The 18,145-nt window shown below is 37.8% G+C and carries 21 protein-coding genes, 1 pseudogene and 1 other annotated feature; of the genes and pseudogenes, 3 read left to right on the forward strand and 19 right to left on the reverse strand.

The annotated features are described in order from the left end of the window. Window positions 1–3 precede the first annotated feature (3 nt). The 17 genes and pseudogenes from hisI to DN389_RS29115 all read right to left on the reverse strand — a co-directional run bounded on the left by hisI (window position 4) and on the right by DN389_RS29115 (window position 15,867). Window positions 4–309: a phosphoribosyl-AMP cyclohydrolase gene (gene hisI, locus DN389_RS01560; protein WP_087985503.1), complete on the reverse strand. Its 306-nt coding sequence runs from the start codon at window positions 307–309 to the stop codon at window positions 4–6. Then, entirely contained in the window at window positions 306–1,064 is a 759-nt protein-coding gene (gene hisF / locus DN389_RS01565; RefSeq protein ID WP_046955256.1) for an imidazoleglycerol phosphate synthase cyclase subunit, read from the reverse strand. Before hisF ends, hisI begins: the two co-directional genes overlap by 4 nt. After that, complete coding sequence (gene hisA, locus DN389_RS01570) at window positions 1,058–1,777, reverse strand: 1-(5-phosphoribosyl)-5-[(5-phosphoribosylamino)methylideneamino]imidazole-4-carboxamide isomerase (RefSeq protein WP_000402305.1); 720 nt, start codon at window positions 1,775–1,777, stop codon at window positions 1,058–1,060. Before hisA ends, hisF begins: the two co-directional genes overlap by 7 nt. Then, window positions 1,750–2,379: an imidazole glycerol phosphate synthase subunit HisH gene (gene hisH, locus DN389_RS01575; protein ID WP_088121709.1), complete on the reverse strand. Its 630-nt coding sequence runs from the start codon at window positions 2,377–2,379 to the stop codon at window positions 1,750–1,752. The genes hisA and hisH overlap by 28 nt, the downstream gene beginning before the upstream one ends. After that, the gene (gene hisB, locus DN389_RS01580) at window positions 2,380–2,964 is read right to left on the reverse strand and encodes an imidazoleglycerol-phosphate dehydratase HisB (RefSeq protein ID WP_001206365.1); all 585 of its coding nucleotides are present in this window, start codon (window positions 2,962–2,964) and stop codon (window positions 2,380–2,382) included. Further along, window positions 2,964–4,253 (reverse strand): histidinol dehydrogenase, encoded by a 1,290-nt coding sequence (hisD, locus tag DN389_RS01585; RefSeq protein ID WP_088062648.1) that lies wholly within the window; start codon window positions 4,251–4,253, stop codon window positions 2,964–2,966. Before hisD ends, hisB begins: the two co-directional genes overlap by 1 nt. Window positions 4,254–4,264: 11 nt before the next feature. Beyond that, window positions 4,265–4,900, reverse strand: coding sequence for an ATP phosphoribosyltransferase (gene hisG / locus DN389_RS01590; protein WP_088062646.1), 636 nt, complete (start codon window positions 4,898–4,900; stop codon window positions 4,265–4,267). Continuing rightward, the gene (hisZ, locus tag DN389_RS01595) at window positions 4,876–6,138 is read right to left on the reverse strand and encodes an ATP phosphoribosyltransferase regulatory subunit (RefSeq protein WP_088121707.1); all 1,263 of its coding nucleotides are present in this window, start codon (window positions 6,136–6,138) and stop codon (window positions 4,876–4,878) included. Before hisZ ends, hisG begins: the two co-directional genes overlap by 25 nt. 308 nt (window positions 6,139–6,446) lie before the next feature. After that, the gene (gene leuD, locus DN389_RS01600; RefSeq protein ID WP_088121706.1) at window positions 6,447–7,028 is read right to left on the reverse strand and encodes a 3-isopropylmalate dehydratase small subunit; all 582 of its coding nucleotides are present in this window, start codon (window positions 7,026–7,028) and stop codon (window positions 6,447–6,449) included. Then, complete coding sequence (leuC, locus tag DN389_RS01605; RefSeq protein WP_088121705.1) at window positions 7,006–8,400, reverse strand: 3-isopropylmalate dehydratase large subunit; 1,395 nt, start codon at window positions 8,398–8,400, stop codon at window positions 7,006–7,008. The genes leuD and leuC overlap by 23 nt, the downstream gene beginning before the upstream one ends. After that, window positions 8,400–9,464: a 3-isopropylmalate dehydrogenase gene (gene leuB / locus DN389_RS01610; RefSeq protein ID WP_088121704.1), complete on the reverse strand. Its 1,065-nt coding sequence runs from the start codon at window positions 9,462–9,464 to the stop codon at window positions 8,400–8,402. Before leuB ends, leuC begins: the two co-directional genes overlap by 1 nt. 75 nt (window positions 9,465–9,539) lie before the next feature. Beyond that, window positions 9,540–11,060 carry a 2-isopropylmalate synthase gene (gene leuA, locus DN389_RS01615; RefSeq protein WP_088121703.1) on the reverse strand — a complete coding sequence of 507 codons (1,521 nt, stop codon included), beginning with the start codon at window positions 11,058–11,060 and terminating at the stop codon, window positions 9,540–9,542. 1 nt (window position 11,061) lies between these two features. Continuing rightward, window positions 11,062–12,078, reverse strand: coding sequence for a ketol-acid reductoisomerase (ilvC, locus tag DN389_RS01620; RefSeq protein WP_097857419.1), 1,017 nt, complete (start codon window positions 12,076–12,078; stop codon window positions 11,062–11,064). Window positions 12,079–12,098: 20 nt separating this feature from the next. Beyond that, entirely contained in the window at window positions 12,099–12,608 is a 510-nt protein-coding gene (ilvN, locus tag DN389_RS01625; RefSeq protein WP_000822948.1) for an acetolactate synthase small subunit, read from the reverse strand. Next, a complete protein-coding gene (gene ilvB / locus DN389_RS01630; protein ID WP_098802264.1) occupies window positions 12,605–14,305 on the reverse strand; it encodes an acetolactate synthase large subunit in 1,701 nt (566 codons plus the stop codon). The genes ilvN and ilvB overlap by 4 nt, the downstream gene beginning before the upstream one ends. Window positions 14,306–14,378: 73 nt before the next feature. After that, window positions 14,379–14,606 (reverse strand) — a binding site (T-box leader). Window positions 14,607–14,622: 16 nt separating this feature from the next. Then, window positions 14,623–15,519 carry a branched-chain-amino-acid transaminase gene (gene ilvE, locus DN389_RS01635; RefSeq protein ID WP_001005497.1) on the reverse strand — a complete coding sequence of 299 codons (897 nt, stop codon included), beginning with the start codon at window positions 15,517–15,519 and terminating at the stop codon, window positions 14,623–14,625. Between the two features lie 141 nt (window positions 15,520–15,660). Next, window positions 15,661–15,867, reverse strand: a pseudogene (locus DN389_RS29115) (hypothetical protein). A gap of 68 nt (window positions 15,868–15,935) precedes the next feature. On the opposite strand from DN389_RS29115, the gene DN389_RS01645 reads away from it, so the two are divergent. Both DN389_RS01645 and DN389_RS01650 read left to right on the forward strand, forming a co-directional pair. Further along, entirely contained in the window at window positions 15,936–16,175 is a 240-nt protein-coding gene (locus DN389_RS01645; protein ID WP_000752504.1) for a DUF3911 family protein, read from the forward strand. 86 nt (window positions 16,176–16,261) lie between these two features. Next, complete coding sequence (locus tag DN389_RS01650) at window positions 16,262–16,501, forward strand: YkuS family protein (RefSeq protein ID WP_000101010.1); 240 nt, start codon at window positions 16,262–16,264, stop codon at window positions 16,499–16,501. 363 nt (window positions 16,502–16,864) lie between these two features. Here the strand turns inward: DN389_RS01650 and DN389_RS01655 are convergent, their stop codons facing one another. Continuing rightward, entirely contained in the window at window positions 16,865–16,954 is a 90-nt protein-coding gene (locus DN389_RS01655; protein ID WP_000608225.1) for a hypothetical protein, read from the reverse strand. A gap of 108 nt (window positions 16,955–17,062) precedes the next feature. Then, window positions 17,063–17,530, reverse strand: a complete 468-nt coding sequence (gene ytfJ, locus DN389_RS01660) for a GerW family sporulation protein (RefSeq protein WP_098189713.1) — start codon at window positions 17,528–17,530, stop codon at window positions 17,063–17,065. Between the two features lie 202 nt (window positions 17,531–17,732). Between ytfJ and DN389_RS01665 the strand changes: the two genes are divergently transcribed. Beyond that, window positions 17,733–18,116 (forward strand): imidazole glycerol phosphate synthase, encoded by a 384-nt coding sequence (locus DN389_RS01665; RefSeq protein ID WP_116867850.1) that lies wholly within the window; start codon window positions 17,733–17,735, stop codon window positions 18,114–18,116. Window positions 18,117–18,145 lie beyond the last annotated feature (29 nt).

The raw sequence follows: 18,145 nt of genomic DNA on the forward strand, positions 1-18,145 counted from the left end.
CCCCTATATAATTTGGTAGTGAAAACATGTTTTCTCTCCTGTATGACAAGCAGGTCCCACTTGCTTTACGACAACAACAATTGAATCTTGATCACAATCTAAATAAAGAGATTGCACATATTGGACATTTCCTGATGTTTCTCCTTTATTCCATAACGATTGTCTTGAACGAGAATAAAAACATGTTCTTTTCGTTTCTAGCGTTTTTTCATATGCTTCTTCATTCATATAAGCTAGCATTAAAACTTCTTTTGTCCCTTCTTCAATTACAACTGCTGGTAATAATCCTTTTGAAAAGTTAGGTTTCATAACCGCACCTCAACATTTGCATTTCTTAATTTTCTCTTTACGTCCTGCACTGTCGCCTCACCATAATGAAAGATGGATGCCGCAAGTGCTGCATCAACTGTTGTCTTTTGAAAAACTTCTATAATGTGATCAACGTGACCACATCCGCCTGACGCGATGACTGGTACGGAAACGCTTTTTGAAATTTCTTCTGTTAAACGAAGATCATACCCGTTTTTCGTTCCATCTGCATCCATACTCGTTAACAAAATTTCGCCTGCCCCTAGCTCGGCAACGCGTTTTGCCCACCCGATTGCATCCATACCCGTATCAACTCTTCCACCGTTCACATAAACATTCCACTTTTCTTCTGCTACTTTTCTAGCATCAATTGCTACGACAATACATTGTGAGCCAAAGTGTTCTGCCCCTTCTTCAATTAGCTTTGGATTTCGCACTGCCGCTGAGTTGATTGAAACTTTATCCGCTCCAGCTCTTAGTAAATTGTACATATCTTTAACACTTGAAATCCCCCCGCCAACTGTAAGAGGAATAAATACTTTCGAAGCTGTTTTTTCTACAACATCTATAATTGTTTTTCGTCCTTCATGCGTTGCTGTAATATCTAAAAATACAATTTCATCTGCTCCCGCCTCATTATATAAAGCGGCTATTTCAACAGGATCACCGACGTCTTGTAACCCTATAAAATTTACACCCTTTACGACTCGGCCCTCTTTCACATCTAGACATGGAATAATGCGTTTCGCTAACATAACTTTGTTACCTCTAACACTTCTTCTAAATCAATTGTTTTCTCATAAAGAGCCTTACCAATTATGACGCCGTATATATTCATATCATTTAATTTTTTCACATCTTGAATAGATGCCACTCCTCCAGAAGCAATAAGACGAATGCTCACGCTTTTTTGTAGTAACTCCAATTGCTCTAAATTCGGTCCTGCAAGTGTCCCGTCTTTCGAAATGTCTGTAAACACAATCGTTTGAACACCTACATTCTCCATTTGCTTTGCTAAATAAATGTAAGAAATTTCAGACACATCAAGCCAGCCTCTCGTTGCTACGAAACCATTTTTCGCATCAATTCCAACAATGATTTTCTCTTTATATAGAAGAACTGCTTCTTCTAAAAATTCCTTATCATAAAGAGCAGCTGTTCCTAAAATCACTTTATCTACACCTACTGACAATAACTTCTCTACCGCTACAAGTGATCGAATTCCTCCTCCAACTTGCACAGGAATACGTACTGCCTTGCATATTCTTTCAATAACGAGCAAATTTACTGACTCGCCAGCAATTGCGCCATCTAAATCAACAATGTGCAACTTTTTCGCTCCCAATTTTTCGAATATAATCGCTTGCGCAACCGGATCTTCATTCATTACTGTTTCTTTACTAAACTCTCCTTGATAAAGTCTAACGCATCGCCCCTCTTTTAAATCGATAGCTGGGAAGATTTCCATGCCTCTACCACCCCTTTGAAATTTTTCAACATTTGCATTCCAATGTCACCGCTTTTTTCAGGATGAAACTGTGCGCCGTATATATTTCCTTTTGCTACAAAACCAGGTACTTTCACTCCATATTCACTTATTCCATACACAATTTCATTTGGACAATCTGCATAATAAGAGTGAACATAATATACGAAAGAACCGTCCTCTACTCCATTCCAAAGTGATATTTCTCCCTCTTTCTTTAACTCATTCCATCCCATATGTGGAATTTTATGAGGAACCTTTAACTTTCGAATAACACCTGGCAATAAACTTAATCCGTTACAGTCTTGTAGTTCCTCACTTTTTTCAAATAAAAGCTGCATCCCTAGGCAAATGCCCAGAAGCGGTTTTCCTGAACGCCCGACTTCTTTTAACACACGCACTAAATTTTTTTCTTCCAATACATCCATCGCTTTCGGAAATGCACCTACTCCCGGTAAGATCACTCCATCACTTCTAAAAATCTTTTCTTTATCACCCGTTACGATGTACTCTGCTCCAATATATTGTAATGCTTGTTCCACACTGCGAATATTTCCCATTCCATAATCTATAATAGCAATCAATTACAACATCCCTTTCGTGGAATTTACACCAGTAATGCTGGCATTTCTTTCGACTGCTTCTCTAAGCGCTCTACCAAACGCTTTAAATAACGCTTCAACTTTGTGATGTGTATTGCTTCCGTATAAAATACGAGCGTGTAATGTAATATTAGCAGCATGCGCGACTGCTCTAAAAAATTCTTCTGTTAGTTCTGTATCAAAATCCCCTAGCTTCGGATTCGTTAATTCTCCTTGAAATACAATATATGAGCGCCCGCTAATATCAATTGCGACAAAACCTAAAGATTCATCCATCGGTACATATGCGGAGCCATAACGGTTAATCCCCTCTTTATTTTGCAATGCTTCTTTCAAACAATTTCCGAGTACAATTCCAACATCTTCAACTGTATGATGCGCATCAACGAATACATCGCCTTCCGCCTCCACTTGTAAACCGAATCTTCCATGCCTTGCAAATAAAGTTAGCATATGATCAAAAAATCCAACTCCCGTTTGTACAGAAACGTTCTTGCCTTCATCAAGCTGCAAACTTAATTTGATTTTTGTTTCTGTCGTCTCACGTATTTGACTGCACTCACGCATTATTCTTCCTCCTCAAATCTTATTTGAATTGCTCTCGCATGCGCATGTAATCCTTCTTTATTGGCAAGTTCTACAATATGATGTTGTACATCTCTTAACGCTTCCTCCGTATAAGACAGAAAGCTTGATTTTTTCACGAAATCATCGACTGATAACGGTGAGAAAAACCTTGCCGTTCCACTTGTCGGTAACACGTGATTCGGTCCTGCTAAATAATCACCGAGCGGTTCCGGTGCATATGGACCAAGAAAGATAGACCCTGCATGTTTCACATAAGCTAGAGCATTCATCGGTTCTTTTATATGTAACTCTAAATGTTCTGGAGCGATTTCATTCGATAATTGTAGCGCCTCATCTAAAGAAGGCACGATAAAGATAGCTCCATTTCTATTTATCGATTCACGTGCAATTTCGCTTCTTGGTAATGTTTCTAACTGTCTTTCTATCTCTCTTTCTACTTCTTTTGCTAACTCTATATTCGTTGTAATACAAATTGCTGTTGCTCTCTCGTCATGTTCTGCTTGTGATAATAAATCAGCAGCGATATATTTTGCATTACCGGTTTCATCAGCAATAACTACAATTTCTGACGGTCCAGCAATCATATCGATATTTACTATTCCGTATACTTCTCGTTTCGCCAGAGCGACGTACAAATTTCCTGGTCCAACTATTTTATCTACTTTTGGAATCGATTCCGTCCCATATGCTAAAGCAGCAATTGCTTGCGCACCACCTATCGTATAAATTTCATCTACTCCTGCAAGGCTTGCAGCAACTAAAATATGTGGATCAATCCCCCCTTGCCTTGGTGGTGTTACCATTACAATCTTTTTCACACCAGCGAGTTTTGCTGGCAATACATTCATTAATACTGACGAAGGATACGAAGCAGTTCCGCCCGGCACATATACCCCTATATTTTCTAACGGCCGAATGATTTGCCCTCTAATAATGCCTTCACTCGTGCAATCGAACATGGATTGCCTTTTTTGCTTTTCGTGATAAGAAATAATGTTTTTCTTCGCCTCTTGTAACGCTTCTAAAAATGAATTCTCTACAAACATACCCGCTCGTTTTATTTCTTCCTCACTTACACGAAACTCTTTAATCTCCACACCATCAAACTTTTTTGTATAAAAAGATAGAGCCTCATCCGTACTCTTCCTTACCTTTCGAACGATTTCGCTTACACTTCTTTGAACAGTTTCTTCTATTATATTAGCGTTTTCTCGTAGCAATTTTATTTTCGATAAAGCCTTTTGAAAATCTTCACAAACTATCTCCATTACAAGTCCCCCTATTTTCCTGACAAAATTTCTTGCTCCATCATATTTACGATACTGAATATTTCGTCTTTTTTAGTTTTTAATGCCGCCTTATTTACAATCATCCGAGCAGATATAGAATACATTTCCTCAAATACAATGAGCCCATTTTCTTGTAATGTTTTTCCTGTTTCCACAATATCAACAATTGCATCTGCCAATCCAAGAATAGGAGCGATTTCTACAGAACCTTCTATTTTAATAATTTCTACATCCTCCCCTTTATCATGAAAATAGTTAGAAGTAATATGTGGATATTTCGTCGCAATGCGTTTCTTTCGGTAGCTCTTCGGATTATACGTAGGAATAGAAGCAACACAAAACTTACACACGCCCACTCCTAAATCTAACATTTCATAAATATCTTTCTCGTTTTCCATTAAAATATCTTTTCCAACGACCCCAATATCAGCTACTCCATGTTCTACATAAGTAGCAACATCTACTGCTTTCACTAAAATAAATGAGATATCTGTATTTTTACTTTGAAAAACAAGCTTTCGTCCTTTATTTTTGAGCTCCGAACAATCAATTCCAATCTGCTCAAAGAGCGGAATCACATGTTTTTCTAATCTTCCCTTCGTTAACGCAATTTGAATGTTACGCATGAAGTTTCTCCTTCTTTCTGGACTACCCATTTCTCTTTCCATACATATTCCACTAATGATTCGTTCTTCGCCTCAACGACCGTTACTATTTGATTTTTTCTTGCAAATTGAAAGGTGTCATTTACATTAGAGAATAAGGATAGCTCTACTTTTTTCCCGTCCTTTTGAAGTAAATTTCGTAATCTTTCCGCTTCTGCTAATCTATTTAACTCATAATGAATAATAATATCTATTCCCTTTCGTTCATATGGTTCTTGTTGCTCTTGCAGCGCCTTCACAATTTGATTGACTTGCACCGCGAGTCCAACAGCTGGCAGCATCTCTCCAAAATTTCCAATTAACTCATCATATCTTCCGCCACTAACAATTTCTTCTCCTATTTCATATATATACCCTTTGAAAATAACTCCCGTATAGTAATCTAAATGTTGGATCATACCTAAATCAATTGATATGTAAGATCCATAGCCTAGTTTTTCAATTGCTTCATATATTTCTTTCACTCTTGCAATCGCCATTTTCATTTCATTACTTGAGGCGAGTTTTTCTGCTTCCTCAATCACTTCTAAGTTCCCAAATAGCCTTGGTAACTTCTCAAGTAATCTTACTGTTTCATCACATCGATCTAATTTCTTTTCTCTAATAAAATTTGATAGAGCCGCATAATTTTTACTTTCAATGTATGTCCTAAGTACTCTCTCTTCTTCCTCATGAATGGAGAGTTTTTTTACAATACATTTATATAATTGCACTTGCCCAATCTCTATTGTAAAAGATTGTACCTTCACCTTTTGAAGTGATTGAATGACGCTTATGACGCATTCAATTTCAGCTCTTACGTTATCAATACCTATAATTTCAATACCACTTTGTACAATTTCATTATATTTTCCAGCAAGGGACTCATTCGCCCGAAATACATTCCCGCCATACGTCAGTTTAAGCGGCGTATCCCACCTCTGCGTTCCCATCACTCTCGCTAAAGGAATTGTCATATCTGGACGTAACACGATAATCCGTCCCTTTTCATCAAAAAATTTATACATCTTTTCTTCATCTATCGGTCTATTTTGAAAGGCAAAAACATCATAAAATTCAATTGTAGGTGTCCTTATTTCCTCATAACCTCGCCCTAAAAAAGTACGTCTTAATTTTTGCTCCACTTCTTCAATTAACGTACATTCTTCGAATAAATAGTCTCTCGTTCCATTTGGGTTTGCCCGTTTCCATTTTGTCATCTAAATTCTCACACCTTTCACTTTCTAATGTATGCCCATTTCATTCACCTAAACCGAAAATAAAAAGAGCCTTGTAGACAAAATACCTACAAGGCTCTTTAGTAGAGTGTAGGTACAACGGGAATAACCCTTGTGCCTACACGTTTTCACGTTAGGTTCAAGGGCTTTATGTATGATGATGTAGTTGTGTAAGCATTTTAATAGATTGCATGATATTCATAATACTTACTCCCTTTCTCCTCTGATTTTTACATAGTATATAATACTTAATTCTGAATGTAAATACTTTTTGAACATTCCGTTATTTCTTAATATAAAGCTACTTTCCTTTCATACTCTACAATTTCTTGTTCATATTTCATCGTAATACTAATTTCGTCTAGACCATTTAATAATTTCTCTTTCCACATTTTCTCGATTGTAAAATAAAATCTGTGCGTACTCGTTGTAATTACCTCATTCTCTAAATCTACTTCTATTTGTTCTCTCGCATCCGTTTTGGCAAGTTGTTCTCGCATTTCTTTATCCATTACAATTGGTAACATACCATTTTTCATACAATTCATATAAAAAATATCTGCAAACCCGCCGGCGATAATAACGCGAAAACCATAATCAGCAAGCGCCCACGGAGCGTGTTCTCTTGAAGAACCACAACCAAAATTATCACCTGTAATTAATATACTTGCTCCTTTTCTATTTTGTGCATTAAGCGGAAAATTAGGGTTTTCATGGCGGTTATTATCATAACGCCATTCATCGAATAAATATTTTCCAAATCCCGTCCTTTCAATTCTCTTTAAATATTGCTTCGGAATAATTTGATCTGTATCAATGTTATTATTCATCAGTACTGCAGCAGTACCTTTATGAATACGAAATGGCTCCATCATAACTCTCCTTTCTAGTATCAACAAAATGACCGTATAACGCAGCTGCTGCCGCCATTGCTGGGCTAACTAAATGTGTTCGTGCCCCTTTTCCTTGTCTTCCTTCAAAATTACGATTTGAAGTCGAAGCACAATGTTCTCCTTCAGGTACTTGATCTGGATTCATTCCAAGACACATTGAACATCCAGGTTCTCTCCATTCAAATCCAGCTTCTTCAAATATGTGATGTAGCCCTTTTTGCATCGCAGCTTCTCTTACTCTTTTCGATCCAGGCACAACGAGCGCTCGCACACCTTCTTTTACCTTTCTCCCTTTCACAACAGATGCAGCAATTTCTAAATCAGAAAGCCTGGAATTTGTACAAGATCCAATGAAAACATGCTGAACAGGAATGTCATACGTGCTTTGTCCAGGGCTTAATCCCATATAAGAAAATGCTCTTTCGTCATTTGCATCCTGCTTTTCTGGCAATTTTTCATCAATACGAACACCCATACTCGGGTTTGTTCCCCATGTAACGTACGGTGCTAAATCCGTCACATCTATCGAAATATGCAAATCATAAATTGCATCTGAATCTGTATAAAGTTCAGACCATTTCTTCTCGAATGTTTCAAATTCTTTCGGTGCATATTTACGTCCTTTTACATAAGCAAATGTTTTTTCATCTGGTGCTATAATACCAGCCTTTGCTCCTCCCTCAATTGCCATATTACAAAGCGTCATTCTCTCTTCTATCTCCATAGCCTCAATCGTATCTCCGTAAAATTCCATTACATATCCAGTTCCAACTGCTACACCGTACTTTGAAAGGAAATGCAAAATAATATCTTTTGCGTAAACACCTTTCTGTAATTTTCCTTTTAACTCAATACCCATCGCTTTCGGCTTTCGTTGCCATAACGTTTGCGTTGCCAATACATGCTCCACTTCACTCGTACCAATGCCAAATGCTAGTGCGCCAAACGCACCATGCGTTGCTGTATGACTATCACCACAAACAATTGTTTTTCCTGGTTGTGTAAGTCCAAGTTCTGGTCCGATAACATGAACAATCCCTTGCTCTTCATCCCCGATATCCGCTAACGGCACCTGAAATTGTTTACAATTTTCCCGGAGTGTATCTAGTTGCTGCTTCGCAATGCGATCGGTAATATTCCAAACATCTTTCGTTGGAATATTATGATCCATCGTTGCGAATGTTAAATCCGATCTGCGAACCGTTCGATTTGTAAGCCGCAAGCCTTCAAAGGCTTGCGGTGACGTTACTTCATGAACAAGATGAAGATCGATATATAATAAATCTAATCCATTTTCGTTTGTCGTAACTACGTGTCTTTCCCAAAGTTTATCTAGCAGCCTTTTTCCCATTATCTCCCTCTCCCTACTAACGCTTGCTCTTCCATCTCTTGTATAACTGCCTTCGTAAATGAAGTTGTCGTCTCATCTCCTCCGATATCTGCTGTACATTTTCCTAATTTAAGAACTGCAGATATCGCAGATTCAATTGCATTCCCTTCTCTCGTTAACTCAAATGATTGCCCAAGCATCATTGCAACAGAGCGCATCATTGCAATTGGATTCGCCTTATTTTTCCCGGCAATATCCGGTGCTGATCCGTGAATAGGCTCGTATAATGAAGGCCCCTTTTCCGCGTGACTTGCTGATGGAAGCATTCCTAATGATCCCGCTAATACTGAAGCCTCGTCACTCAAAATATCCCCAAATAAATTTTCCGTTACAATTACATCAAACCGTCCTGGATTCCGAATTAACTCCATCGCAGCTGCATCTACTAAAATATGTTCTAGTTCAACATCTGGATAACGAAGTGCTACTTCGTCCGTAACAGTTCTCCATAGTTTACTAGATTCTAAAACATTCGCCTTATCAATAGATGTTACTTTCTTCTTCCGCTTACTCGCTAATTGAAAGGCATAAAAAACGATCCGTTCAATTTCATGACGATGATACGTAAGTGTATCTGTTGCTACTTCGTCCGTTCGTTCTTTCGGATAAGAAAAATAAATTCCGCCTGTTAATTCACGAACGACAACGAAATCAATTTCATCAGCATTTTTTAATGGCGATAAATGTGCCGTTGCGCTTTCTACCGTTACAGGGCGAACATTTGCAAATACTCCAAGTCCTTTTCTTAGAGCTAATAATCCTTTCTCCGGTCTTTCTTTCGCGCTATCCCACCTTGGTCCACCAACCGCTCCAAGTAAAACCGCATCACTTGCTAAACAAGCGGCAAGCGTTCGTTGTGGTAATGGTTGCCCATTTAAATCGATAGCACTCCCGCCAAAATACTCATCTTGCAAATGAAAATGATGCCCATATAACCTCTCTACCATATGCAATACTTCCTTCGCACTTTCCATAACTTCCGGGCCAACACCATCACCAGCTAAACAAACGATACGTTTTTCCAATTTCAACACTCCTTTAACTGAATTTTCAGAACTTTTTTTGATAGGTGAGGAAAGCTTCTCTCACCTATCAAACACTTATTTCACAAGCTGGATAAAAGATTTCAATTTCCCTGCTGCATGGACATATGCTCTCGCCGAAGCTTCCAATACGTCTTGTGCAACACCAAAACCTGATACTTGATGCGTTCCTTCTTTTAATTCAACATGAACATGAGCCAGTGCGTCTTGACCTTGTGTAATAGATTGTATGCGATAATCCGCCAATTCACATTCTAATCCTAAAATTCTTTGGATTGCATTATAGATCGCCTCAATACTACCAGAACCAGTGGCTGCATCTTCGTATGCATTTCCTTCTTCGTCTTTTAGTACAACTGTCGCGCATTGTGTACTATTTGATACAAAATGAACTTGTAGTTGCGTAATGTTATATTGCTGAGCTGCAAATGCTGCTTCACCAAGCATAAGTGCACGTAAATCTTCCTCAGTAATTTCCTTCTTACGATCAGCTAATTTTTTGAACGCTTCAAACACCGCATCTCGTTCTTCCTTTGTAAATTCATAGCCAAGCTCTTTCATTTTTTCTGTAAACGCGTGACGTCCAGAATGTTTTCCAAGTACGAATAGATTTTGAGATTCGCCTATTAGCGCTGGTTCAATAATTTCATATGTTGTCACTTCTTTTAAAACACCATCTTGATGAATTCCGGATTCATGAGCAAATGCATTCGCTCCAACGATCGCTTTATTTTTCGGTACAACCATACCTGTTAATCTGCTTACTAATGTACTCGTCGCTTTAATTTCTTTTAGCGTCATAGAAGACTCCGCCTTATAGAAATCTTTTCTAATATGAAGAGCAACTGCGACCTCTTCTAGCGCCGCATTACCTGCTCTTTCTCCAATTCCATTAATTGTTCCTTCTACTTGCAACGCTCCGCCTTCAACCGCAGCTAATGAATTTGCTACTGCCATCCCAAGATCATCGTGACAATGACAAGAGAAAATTGCTTTTTCATATGAAGGAACGGATTCTTGTAAGTATTTAAAAAGAGAATAATATTCTTCTGGATTTGTATATCCAACTGTATCTGGAATATTAATTACATTCGCTCCTGCACGAATCGCAACTTCAACTGCTTCAGCTAAAAAATCTCTTGCTGTTCTTGTCGCATCTTCTGCAGAAAATTGTACTGTCGGAAATAATGATTTCCCGAGTGTAACCGAGCGGTGAATACTATCTAATACCTCTTCTTTTGACATACAAAGTTTATATTTCATATGAATATCACTTGTAGCTAAAAATACGTGTAGACGAGGAGATACAGCACCTTTCACCGCTTCATATGCTCTTCGAATATCACTTTCTTTCGCTCTAGCTAAACTCATAACTGTAGCATTTTGAATGGTATTTGCGATGCGTTTTACCGATTGAAAATCCCCTTCGGAAGCTGCTGCAAAACCAGCTTCCATGACATTAATACCTAGTCTCTCTAATTGCCTTGCAATTTGCAATTTCTCTTGTTCATTTAAATTCACTCCTGGTGATTGTTCGCCATCACGTAGCGTCGTATCCATGAACAAAATCTGCTTCATATTATTTGACCCCTGCCTTTACTCGCGGCTGTACAAACGGCATCATTTCACGTAATTTACGTCCAACTACTTCAATTTCGTGTTCATTCTCTTTCTCATTTGTCGCATGGAAATTTGGTTTTCCTGCTTTATGCTCTGCAATCCAGCCTCTTGCAAATGTACCATCTTGAATTTCTGCTAGCACTGTACCCATCGCTTTCTTCGTATCTTCCGTTACAACGCGTGGTCCTGATACGAAGTCGCCCCACTGCGCTGTATCTGAAACTGAATATCTCATATTTTCAAGTCCGCCTTCATACATAAGGTCAACGATTAGTTTTAGTTCATGTAAACATTCAAAATATGCAAGTTCCGGTTGATAACCAGCTTCAACTAACGTTTCAAATCCAGCTTTTACTAGCGCAGTTACTCCGCCGCAAAGTACAGCTTGCTCTCCAAATAAATCTGTTTCTGTTTCTTCTTTAAATGTCGTTTCTAATACACCAGCTCTCGTCGCTCCAATTCCATCGGCATAAGAAAGTGCCTTTTCAGTCGCAACTCCTGTTGCATCTTGGTATACTGCAAATAATGCAGGAACAGCTCCGCCTTCAGCAAATGTACGGCGCACAAGATGCCCTGGACCTTTTGGCGCTACTAGAAATACATCTACATTAGCTGGTGGTTTCACTTGATCAAAGTGAACATTAAATCCGTGTGCAAAAACGAGAGAATTTCCTGCCTTTAAATTTGGCGCAATTTCCGCTTCATATACTTCTGGCTGGAGTTCATCTGGTAGTAGAATCATTACTACATCAGCTTTTTCCGCTGCTTCTGCTACTGTATATACAGAAAACCCATCTTCTTTCGCTTTATCCCAAGACTTCCCTTTTCTTAAACCTACTACTACATCAAATCCGTTATCACGTAAGTTTTGCGCATGCGCATGACCTTGCGAACCATATCCAATGATTGCTACTTTCTTTTCTTTTAATACATTTACCGTTACATCTTTCTCATAATAAACTTTTGTCATTTTCATTTCCCCCTATATTTAAATGATTATTGAATTAACATAACTTGCTTATCTTGTTTTTTCATACTACGCGTAAATGCTGTTACACCTGTTCTAGCAATCTCTTTCAAACCATACGGACGAAGTAATTCAATTAATGCTTCTACTTTCTCCTGCGTACCAGTTACTTGCACAACTATGGAATCCTTCCCAACATCTATTACAGCGGCTCGAAACGGTTCAATTAAACTATATAATTCTGCTCTTGCTACTGATGTTGCTACTTTAATAAGTGCAAGTTCTCTTGCGATCATCGCTTCTTCTGTAATATCTGATACTTTCAGAACATCAATTTGCTTATGAAGTTGTTTAATTAACTGCTCCACTTGCTGTTCATTTTCAACGTGTACAACAATCGTCATCCGCGATATGTCCGATGATTCCGTATGACCTACTGAAATACTTTCAATATTAAAATGTCTTCGTGTCATAACACCCGTAATTCGGTTTAACACACCACTTTGATTTCGAACTGTCGCTGTAACAATTCTCTTCACCTTTTTTCCACTCCCTCCATTTGGTGAACACCTTTCCCTGGCGCAACCATCGGCATTACCTTTTCTGATTGAAGTACACGGCAATCAATTACGACTGGTTCTTGTAATTCAATCGCCTGCTGTATTTGCTTCTTTGCAAGAAGTGGATCATCTATACGAACTCCTTTTATGCCATACGCATTCGCAAGAGCAACGAAATCTGGTTGACACGACAGTAAAGAGTGCGAGTATCTTTGATTATAAAATTCATCTTGCCATTGTCTTACCATTCCTAAAGCTTCATTATTTAAAATAAATACTTTAACAGGCAATGAGTGTTCTTTTAACACACTTAATTCTTGCAAGGTCATTTGAAATCCAGCGTCACCTACAATTGCAATAACTAGTTCCTCAGGCTTTGCAATTTGCGCACCAATTGCTGCTGGAAATCCGAAGCCCATCGTTCCTAATCCTCCTGAAGTTACCCATTTATCAGGAGTTTTGAGCGGATAATATTGGGCTGCCCACATTTGATGTTGCCCAACATCTGTTGTTACAATCGCTTCTCCTTTCGTAATTTTATATAACATGTCAATTGCGTATTGAGGCTTAATACTTTCCGAATTCCTTTTATAAGATAGTGGATACTTTTCTTTTCTACTCTTTAATAAAGAGAGCCAATTATGATGATTTTCTTTCCTTCCTTCTGGTTGAAGTAATACTTCCAGCGCTCGCTTAGCACTTGCAACAATTGGAATTTCAGTCGGCACATTTTTTCCGATTTCTGCTGGATCAATATCAATATGCGCAACAGTCGCCTCTTTAGCAAAATAAGCCAAATTTCCAGTAAGGCGATCATCAAATCTTGCACCTATATTAATAAGTAAGTCGCATTCATATAACGCCATATTGGCTGTGTAAGAACCGTGCATTCCTCCCATCCCTAGAAAAAGTTCATCATCTGGCGGAAACCCACCAAGACCAAGTAATGTATGCACAACAGGAATTTCATATTTACGAGCAAAACTTGTTAACTCTTTCGAAGCCTTCGCATGCAATACACCTGCTCCAGCTAAAATTAACGGCTTGTTTGCAGCCTTAATTGCTTGTAATAATTTGTTTATTTGGAGTAAATTCGGTTCATAATTAGGGTTGTATCCTGGTAAATCCATTTGTACGTCATTACATCGTTCTACTTGCTCTACTACCATATCTTTCGGAAGGTCAATAACGACTGGGCCTGGTCTTCCTGTTCTAGCAATATGAAATGCTTCTTTAATAATTCGAGGTAAATCTGAAGCCTTTCGCACTTGATAGTTATGTTTTGTTACCGGCATCGTAAGCCCCATAATATCCGCTTCTTGGAAAGCATCACTTCCAATTAACGTCGTTGCTACTTGCCCTGTAAATACAACAAGTGGTAATGAATCAATCATCGCATCTGCTAGACCGGTAATAACATTTGTAGCACCTGGTCCACTCGTTGCAATGACAACCCCTGGATTACCAGTAATTCTGGCATACCCTTCAGCGGCGTGAATAGCTCCTTGCTCATGCCTTGTTAAAATATGCGGAATTTCACAGTCATAGAGTGCATCATAAAGAGGTAAAACAGCACCACCAGGATAACCGAAAATTACTTCTACTCCTTCCTTTTCTAGCGCTTCTAACAATAGCTGTGCACCAGTTGCCAGTTTCTCTTCCGTTTTTGAAGACATTGTTCTTATAAGCCCCCTTTTTGAAAACTTTTATCAATAAAAAAAATCCTACGTCCACACTCCAGCTATGTGCTGAAGGGACGAAAGATTTCGCGGTACCACCCTTCTTCGCAAGAATACTCTTGCCTCAGTGACCCATAAATGAGTCTAGCTAATAACGGAGCTACCGTCTAAGCCTAGACAAATGCTTCAGCTTAGCACTCAAGGGCGATGTTCGTCGACGTGAACCATCGGTTTTCAGCAGCCACCGACTCTCTGTGAGGCTTCACAATCAACTACTCCTCCCTCTCAACGCTTTCGTATATTATAAAGAGTTGTTATCCAACTTTATTTTCTTCGTAAATCTTCTCTCCATCTTCTATAACTAACTTTCGGAATTCTTCTAATAAACGATTCGTATGTGGACCTGTTTGCCCTAAACCAATCGTTCTACCATCTACTGTCGTAACAGCAATTACTTCAGCAGCCGTTCCTGTTAAAAATACTTCATCAGCTACATATACATCATGTCTTGTAAATAACTCTTCTCTAACGTCATATCCAAGTTTTTCACCGATTTCTAAAATAGCGTTTCGTGTAATGCCTTCTAACGCTCCAGCAGAACTTGGTGGTGTAATTAATTTATTTCCTTTTACAATAAACACGTTATCTCCTGAGCCTTCAGCTACGTATCCTTGATCATTTAACATAAGTGCTTCTTGTACTCCAGCTAATTTCGCTTCAATACGAACTAAAATATTGTTTAAGTAATTTAAAGATTTTACTTGAGGCGACAAAACATCTGGACGGTTTCGGCGCGTTGCAACTGTTACAACCGGAATCCCCTTTTCATAATATTCTTGCGGGAATAAAGATAGTTGTTCTGCAATTACTACTACATTCGGTTTCTTACAAGAATCAGGATCTAATCCAAGATTTCCTGCTCCTCTCGATACAACAAGGCGAATGTATCCATTAGATAATTTATTTTGTCGAATCGTCTCAACAACAATATTCGTTACTTCATCTAAAGAATATGGAATTTCTAACATGATGGATTTTGCTGATTCATATAACCGGACAAGATGCTCTCTCAAACGGAAAACATTACCGCTATATACTCTAATTCCTTCAAATACTCCATCGCCATATAAATAACCATGATCATATACTGAAACTTTTGCCTCGTCTTTTGGAACAAATTCTCCATTTAAGAAAATCCATTGCTCGTTCACTGGAAAGCGCCTCCTATGTTCTATGAATTTTTTATTGTTTCCTAGTTTACTCTCCTTTCTAAATAAATCAAGTGAATTTTTAGAAAATTTATAATTTTTAATCGTACGTACATCTTTGATTATATTGATTTAACAGCATTGTTAACGTTTACAAAAAGTCAAAAATTTTTTTTCGCCAATTTTCACTAAAAAAAATATTTGTTTAAAAGAAGGATTTTCATCAATTGATACGAATCTATTGTATTCAATAAACGGACGTCCGTTTTTATAAATTCAGGAATATACAACGACTTTTGCTGAAAAAGGGGGAAAATAATAAAAATTAAGCTGTCTAAAAATAACATTCATATTTTTCGTTTCGTAATCATAATCCTATTTTTAAAAAACAATTTGTCAAAATGAAGGAGGAAATCAATATGGCATGTGTACAAATTAAAGGAACGAGACAAGAGGTAGTAGAAATGCTTCAACTATTTGATCTAATGGATACGAAAGGTTTTTGTAAATTCGATAATTATGTAGAGGTAGAACCAAATAATAAAGAACATAATAATTTTATTGCTTCAATTGACATTCATTCAAATACTTCTTCTGCCCAAGATACTTTAAACGATCAATTCGTAAGTCAAATGCTTACTGGTGTATATAACGACTAAACAAAGATTTACTTCCTACCATCTTTTCATAAATATATGCAGTGGACTTGGGCATACTAGCAACTAGATGGTAGGAGGTGAGAATTATGGCTAGAATTGGCGTTGAAAACTCATTAACAGATGTTCAACAAGCTCTTCAGCAACAGGGACATGAAGTTGTTACCCTGGGCTCCGAACATGATGCACAAGGGTGCGATTGTTGTGTTGTAACTGGGCAAGATTCTAATATGATGGGTATTGCAGATGCATCAATTAAGGGATCGGTAATTGCAGCTCATGGTTTAACAACAGATGAAATTTGTCAGCAAGTTGAGAGCCGCACTTAATTGTATTATACAAAAAGAAAGAGGACTCCTTTTGAAAAGGAGTCCTCTTTTTTATATTCACCTAACGGGAAAGTAACATATACTGGATGAAAGCCCTACCTCTCTCTCATCATTACGGTTCCACTGACCGCTCCTTGATTCACTAGTATACATATAAAGCCTACAATAATAATTTATAGGGTTTGTTCACAAAAGTTGTTGGTAAGACTACCCGATCTTTTGCAAACTTTTCGTATTATATTTATAAGATTTATTTACTTTACACTAGCTGTAACCGAGACACGAATTAAAATTTTAACACCAATACAATAACTTGTCAACATTTTTCACAAATTAAAAACAGACAGTAACGGTTTGTCTGTTTTAGAATGGAGCTTTTTCTTTTATTACATATACAACAAAACCGCTTACTAACATACATAAGCCAACTACTAAGTTTTTGATATTAATCATAAATTCCTCTCCCTTATTCCACACATCATATATATTTACAGTTCAATTATTCCGATCATCTTAAAGCGCACTTTTTCTAATATATCATAATTCCTAAAAAATGCAAGTTCACTTTTGGCGACCATTTACAAATTTATCTACAGTGCTTGGTACCGTATTTAAAGCCTTTTCAATTAAATGTGTACTACTATTGAGGTGTAATACTTGCACACCTTTAGAACCGACTACTAAAAAAGCAACTGGGCTAATAGAAACCCCAGCCCCGCTTCCGCCTCCAAATGGATGGCTTTGCTTGTTCTCTTTATGCTTCCCTTGTCCGTTATTATGCTTTTCGGAAATAAAATCACCTTTAAAGTCACTTCCGCCGGCACCAAAACCAAAAGCCACTTGAGATACTGTTAATACTACATTTCCATCAGCTGTTGAAACTGGACTTCCGACAATCGTATTTACATCTACCATCTCTTTTAAATTTGTCATTGCTGTTTTCATTAAATCTTCAATTGGATGTTCCATTATGTATTGCACCCTTTCCTCATTATTCTTTTTTATACTTTCCAAAATAGAGGAAGTCATACTAACTTTTCCTATTTCGAAAAAACAATTCTACTCTTCTAAGTGGAATTACACCTTGTACTCGCTCGGATAAAGTGAAACTTTAATCAGCAGGGCTTTGTTCATCACCCACTGATTATTAGCCATCAGCAATCAGATGTTTACGGCCTACAATAGCAGGATAAAAAAGAAAAAGAGATGCATACTACTATTGAACCTTGTTATGAAAGGAGTCATGACTTTGACTGAGAAATTTGATGAGTATAAAAAAAGAGATAGAATAGATAGTGACTATAAAGAAGAATATGCAGCTGAGGTTGCACCACAGCGCATTGATTATGATTACGATGAGAAAGATAATAAAGATGATGTAAGATCGTCCGCCGCTGGATCAACTGCTGGCTTTATCGCTCTTGCCTTATCCATCTTATCACTCTTTACCTTCCCAACATTATTTGGTCTTGTTTCTGTATTACTAGGAATTTACGCTTATAATCGCGGAGCTACTGTAACTGGTGGTATCGCTGCGATTGTCGGCGGAATTGCAGCACTCATTGCAATTTTATTCCGAGTAGCACTTGTCGGATTATTGTTCTCCCTTTTTTAAAAAGAAAAAGGTATCTCGCTTATGCGGGA

This window comes from Bacillus sp. AY3-1 (genome assembly GCF_008368785.1).
GTDB classification, from domain to species: Bacteria; Bacillota; Bacilli; order Bacillales; family Bacillaceae_G; genus Bacillus_A; species Bacillus_A wiedmannii.

Bases quoted from the DNA above. Each gene is read 5' to 3' on its own strand.
- hisI (WP_087985503.1), bottom strand. From the start codon at position 309: ATGAAACCTAACTTTTCAAAAGGATTATTACCAGCAGTTGTAATTGAA.
- hisF (WP_046955256.1), bottom strand. From the start codon at position 1,064: ATGTTAGCGAAACGCATTATTCCATGTCTAGATGTGAAAGAGGGCCGA.
- hisA (WP_000402305.1), bottom strand. From the start codon at position 1,777: ATGGAAATCTTCCCAGCTATCGATTTAAAAGAGGGGCGATGCGTTAGA.
- hisB (WP_001206365.1), bottom strand. From the start codon at position 2,964: ATGCGTGAGTGCAGTCAAATACGTGAGACGACAGAAACAAAAATCAAA.
- hisD (WP_088062648.1), bottom strand. From the start codon at position 4,253: ATGGAGATAGTTTGTGAAGATTTTCAAAAGGCTTTATCGAAAATAAAA.
- hisG (WP_088062646.1), bottom strand. From the start codon at position 4,900: ATGCGTAACATTCAAATTGCGTTAACGAAGGGAAGATTAGAAAAACAT.
- hisZ (WP_088121707.1), bottom strand. From the start codon at position 6,138: ATGACAAAATGGAAACGGGCAAACCCAAATGGAACGAGAGACTATTTA.
- leuD (WP_088121706.1), bottom strand. From the start codon at position 7,028: ATGGAGCCATTTCGTATTCATAAAGGTACTGCTGCAGTACTGATGAAT.
- leuC (WP_088121705.1), bottom strand. From the start codon at position 8,400: ATGGGAAAAAGGCTGCTAGATAAACTTTGGGAAAGACACGTAGTTACG.
- leuA (WP_088121703.1), bottom strand. From the start codon at position 11,060: ATGAAGCAGATTTTGTTCATGGATACGACGCTACGTGATGGCGAACAA.
- ilvC (WP_097857419.1), bottom strand. From the start codon at position 12,078: ATGAAAATGACAAAAGTTTATTATGAGAAAGATGTAACGGTAAATGTA.
- ilvB (WP_098802264.1), bottom strand. From the start codon at position 14,305: ATGTCTTCAAAAACGGAAGAGAAACTGGCAACTGGTGCACAGCTATTG.
- DN389_RS01645 (WP_000752504.1), top strand. From the start codon at position 15,936: ATGGCATGTGTACAAATTAAAGGAACGAGACAAGAGGTAGTAGAAATG.
- DN389_RS01650 (WP_000101010.1), top strand. From the start codon at position 16,262: ATGGCTAGAATTGGCGTTGAAAACTCATTAACAGATGTTCAACAAGCT.
- DN389_RS01655 (WP_000608225.1), bottom strand. From the start codon at position 16,954: ATGATTAATATCAAAAACTTAGTAGTTGGCTTATGTATGTTAGTAAGC.
- ytfJ (WP_098189713.1), bottom strand. From the start codon at position 17,530: ATGACTTCCTCTATTTTGGAAAGTATAAAAAAGAATAATGAGGAAAGG.
- DN389_RS01665 (WP_116867850.1), top strand. From the start codon at position 17,733: ATGAAAGGAGTCATGACTTTGACTGAGAAATTTGATGAGTATAAAAAA.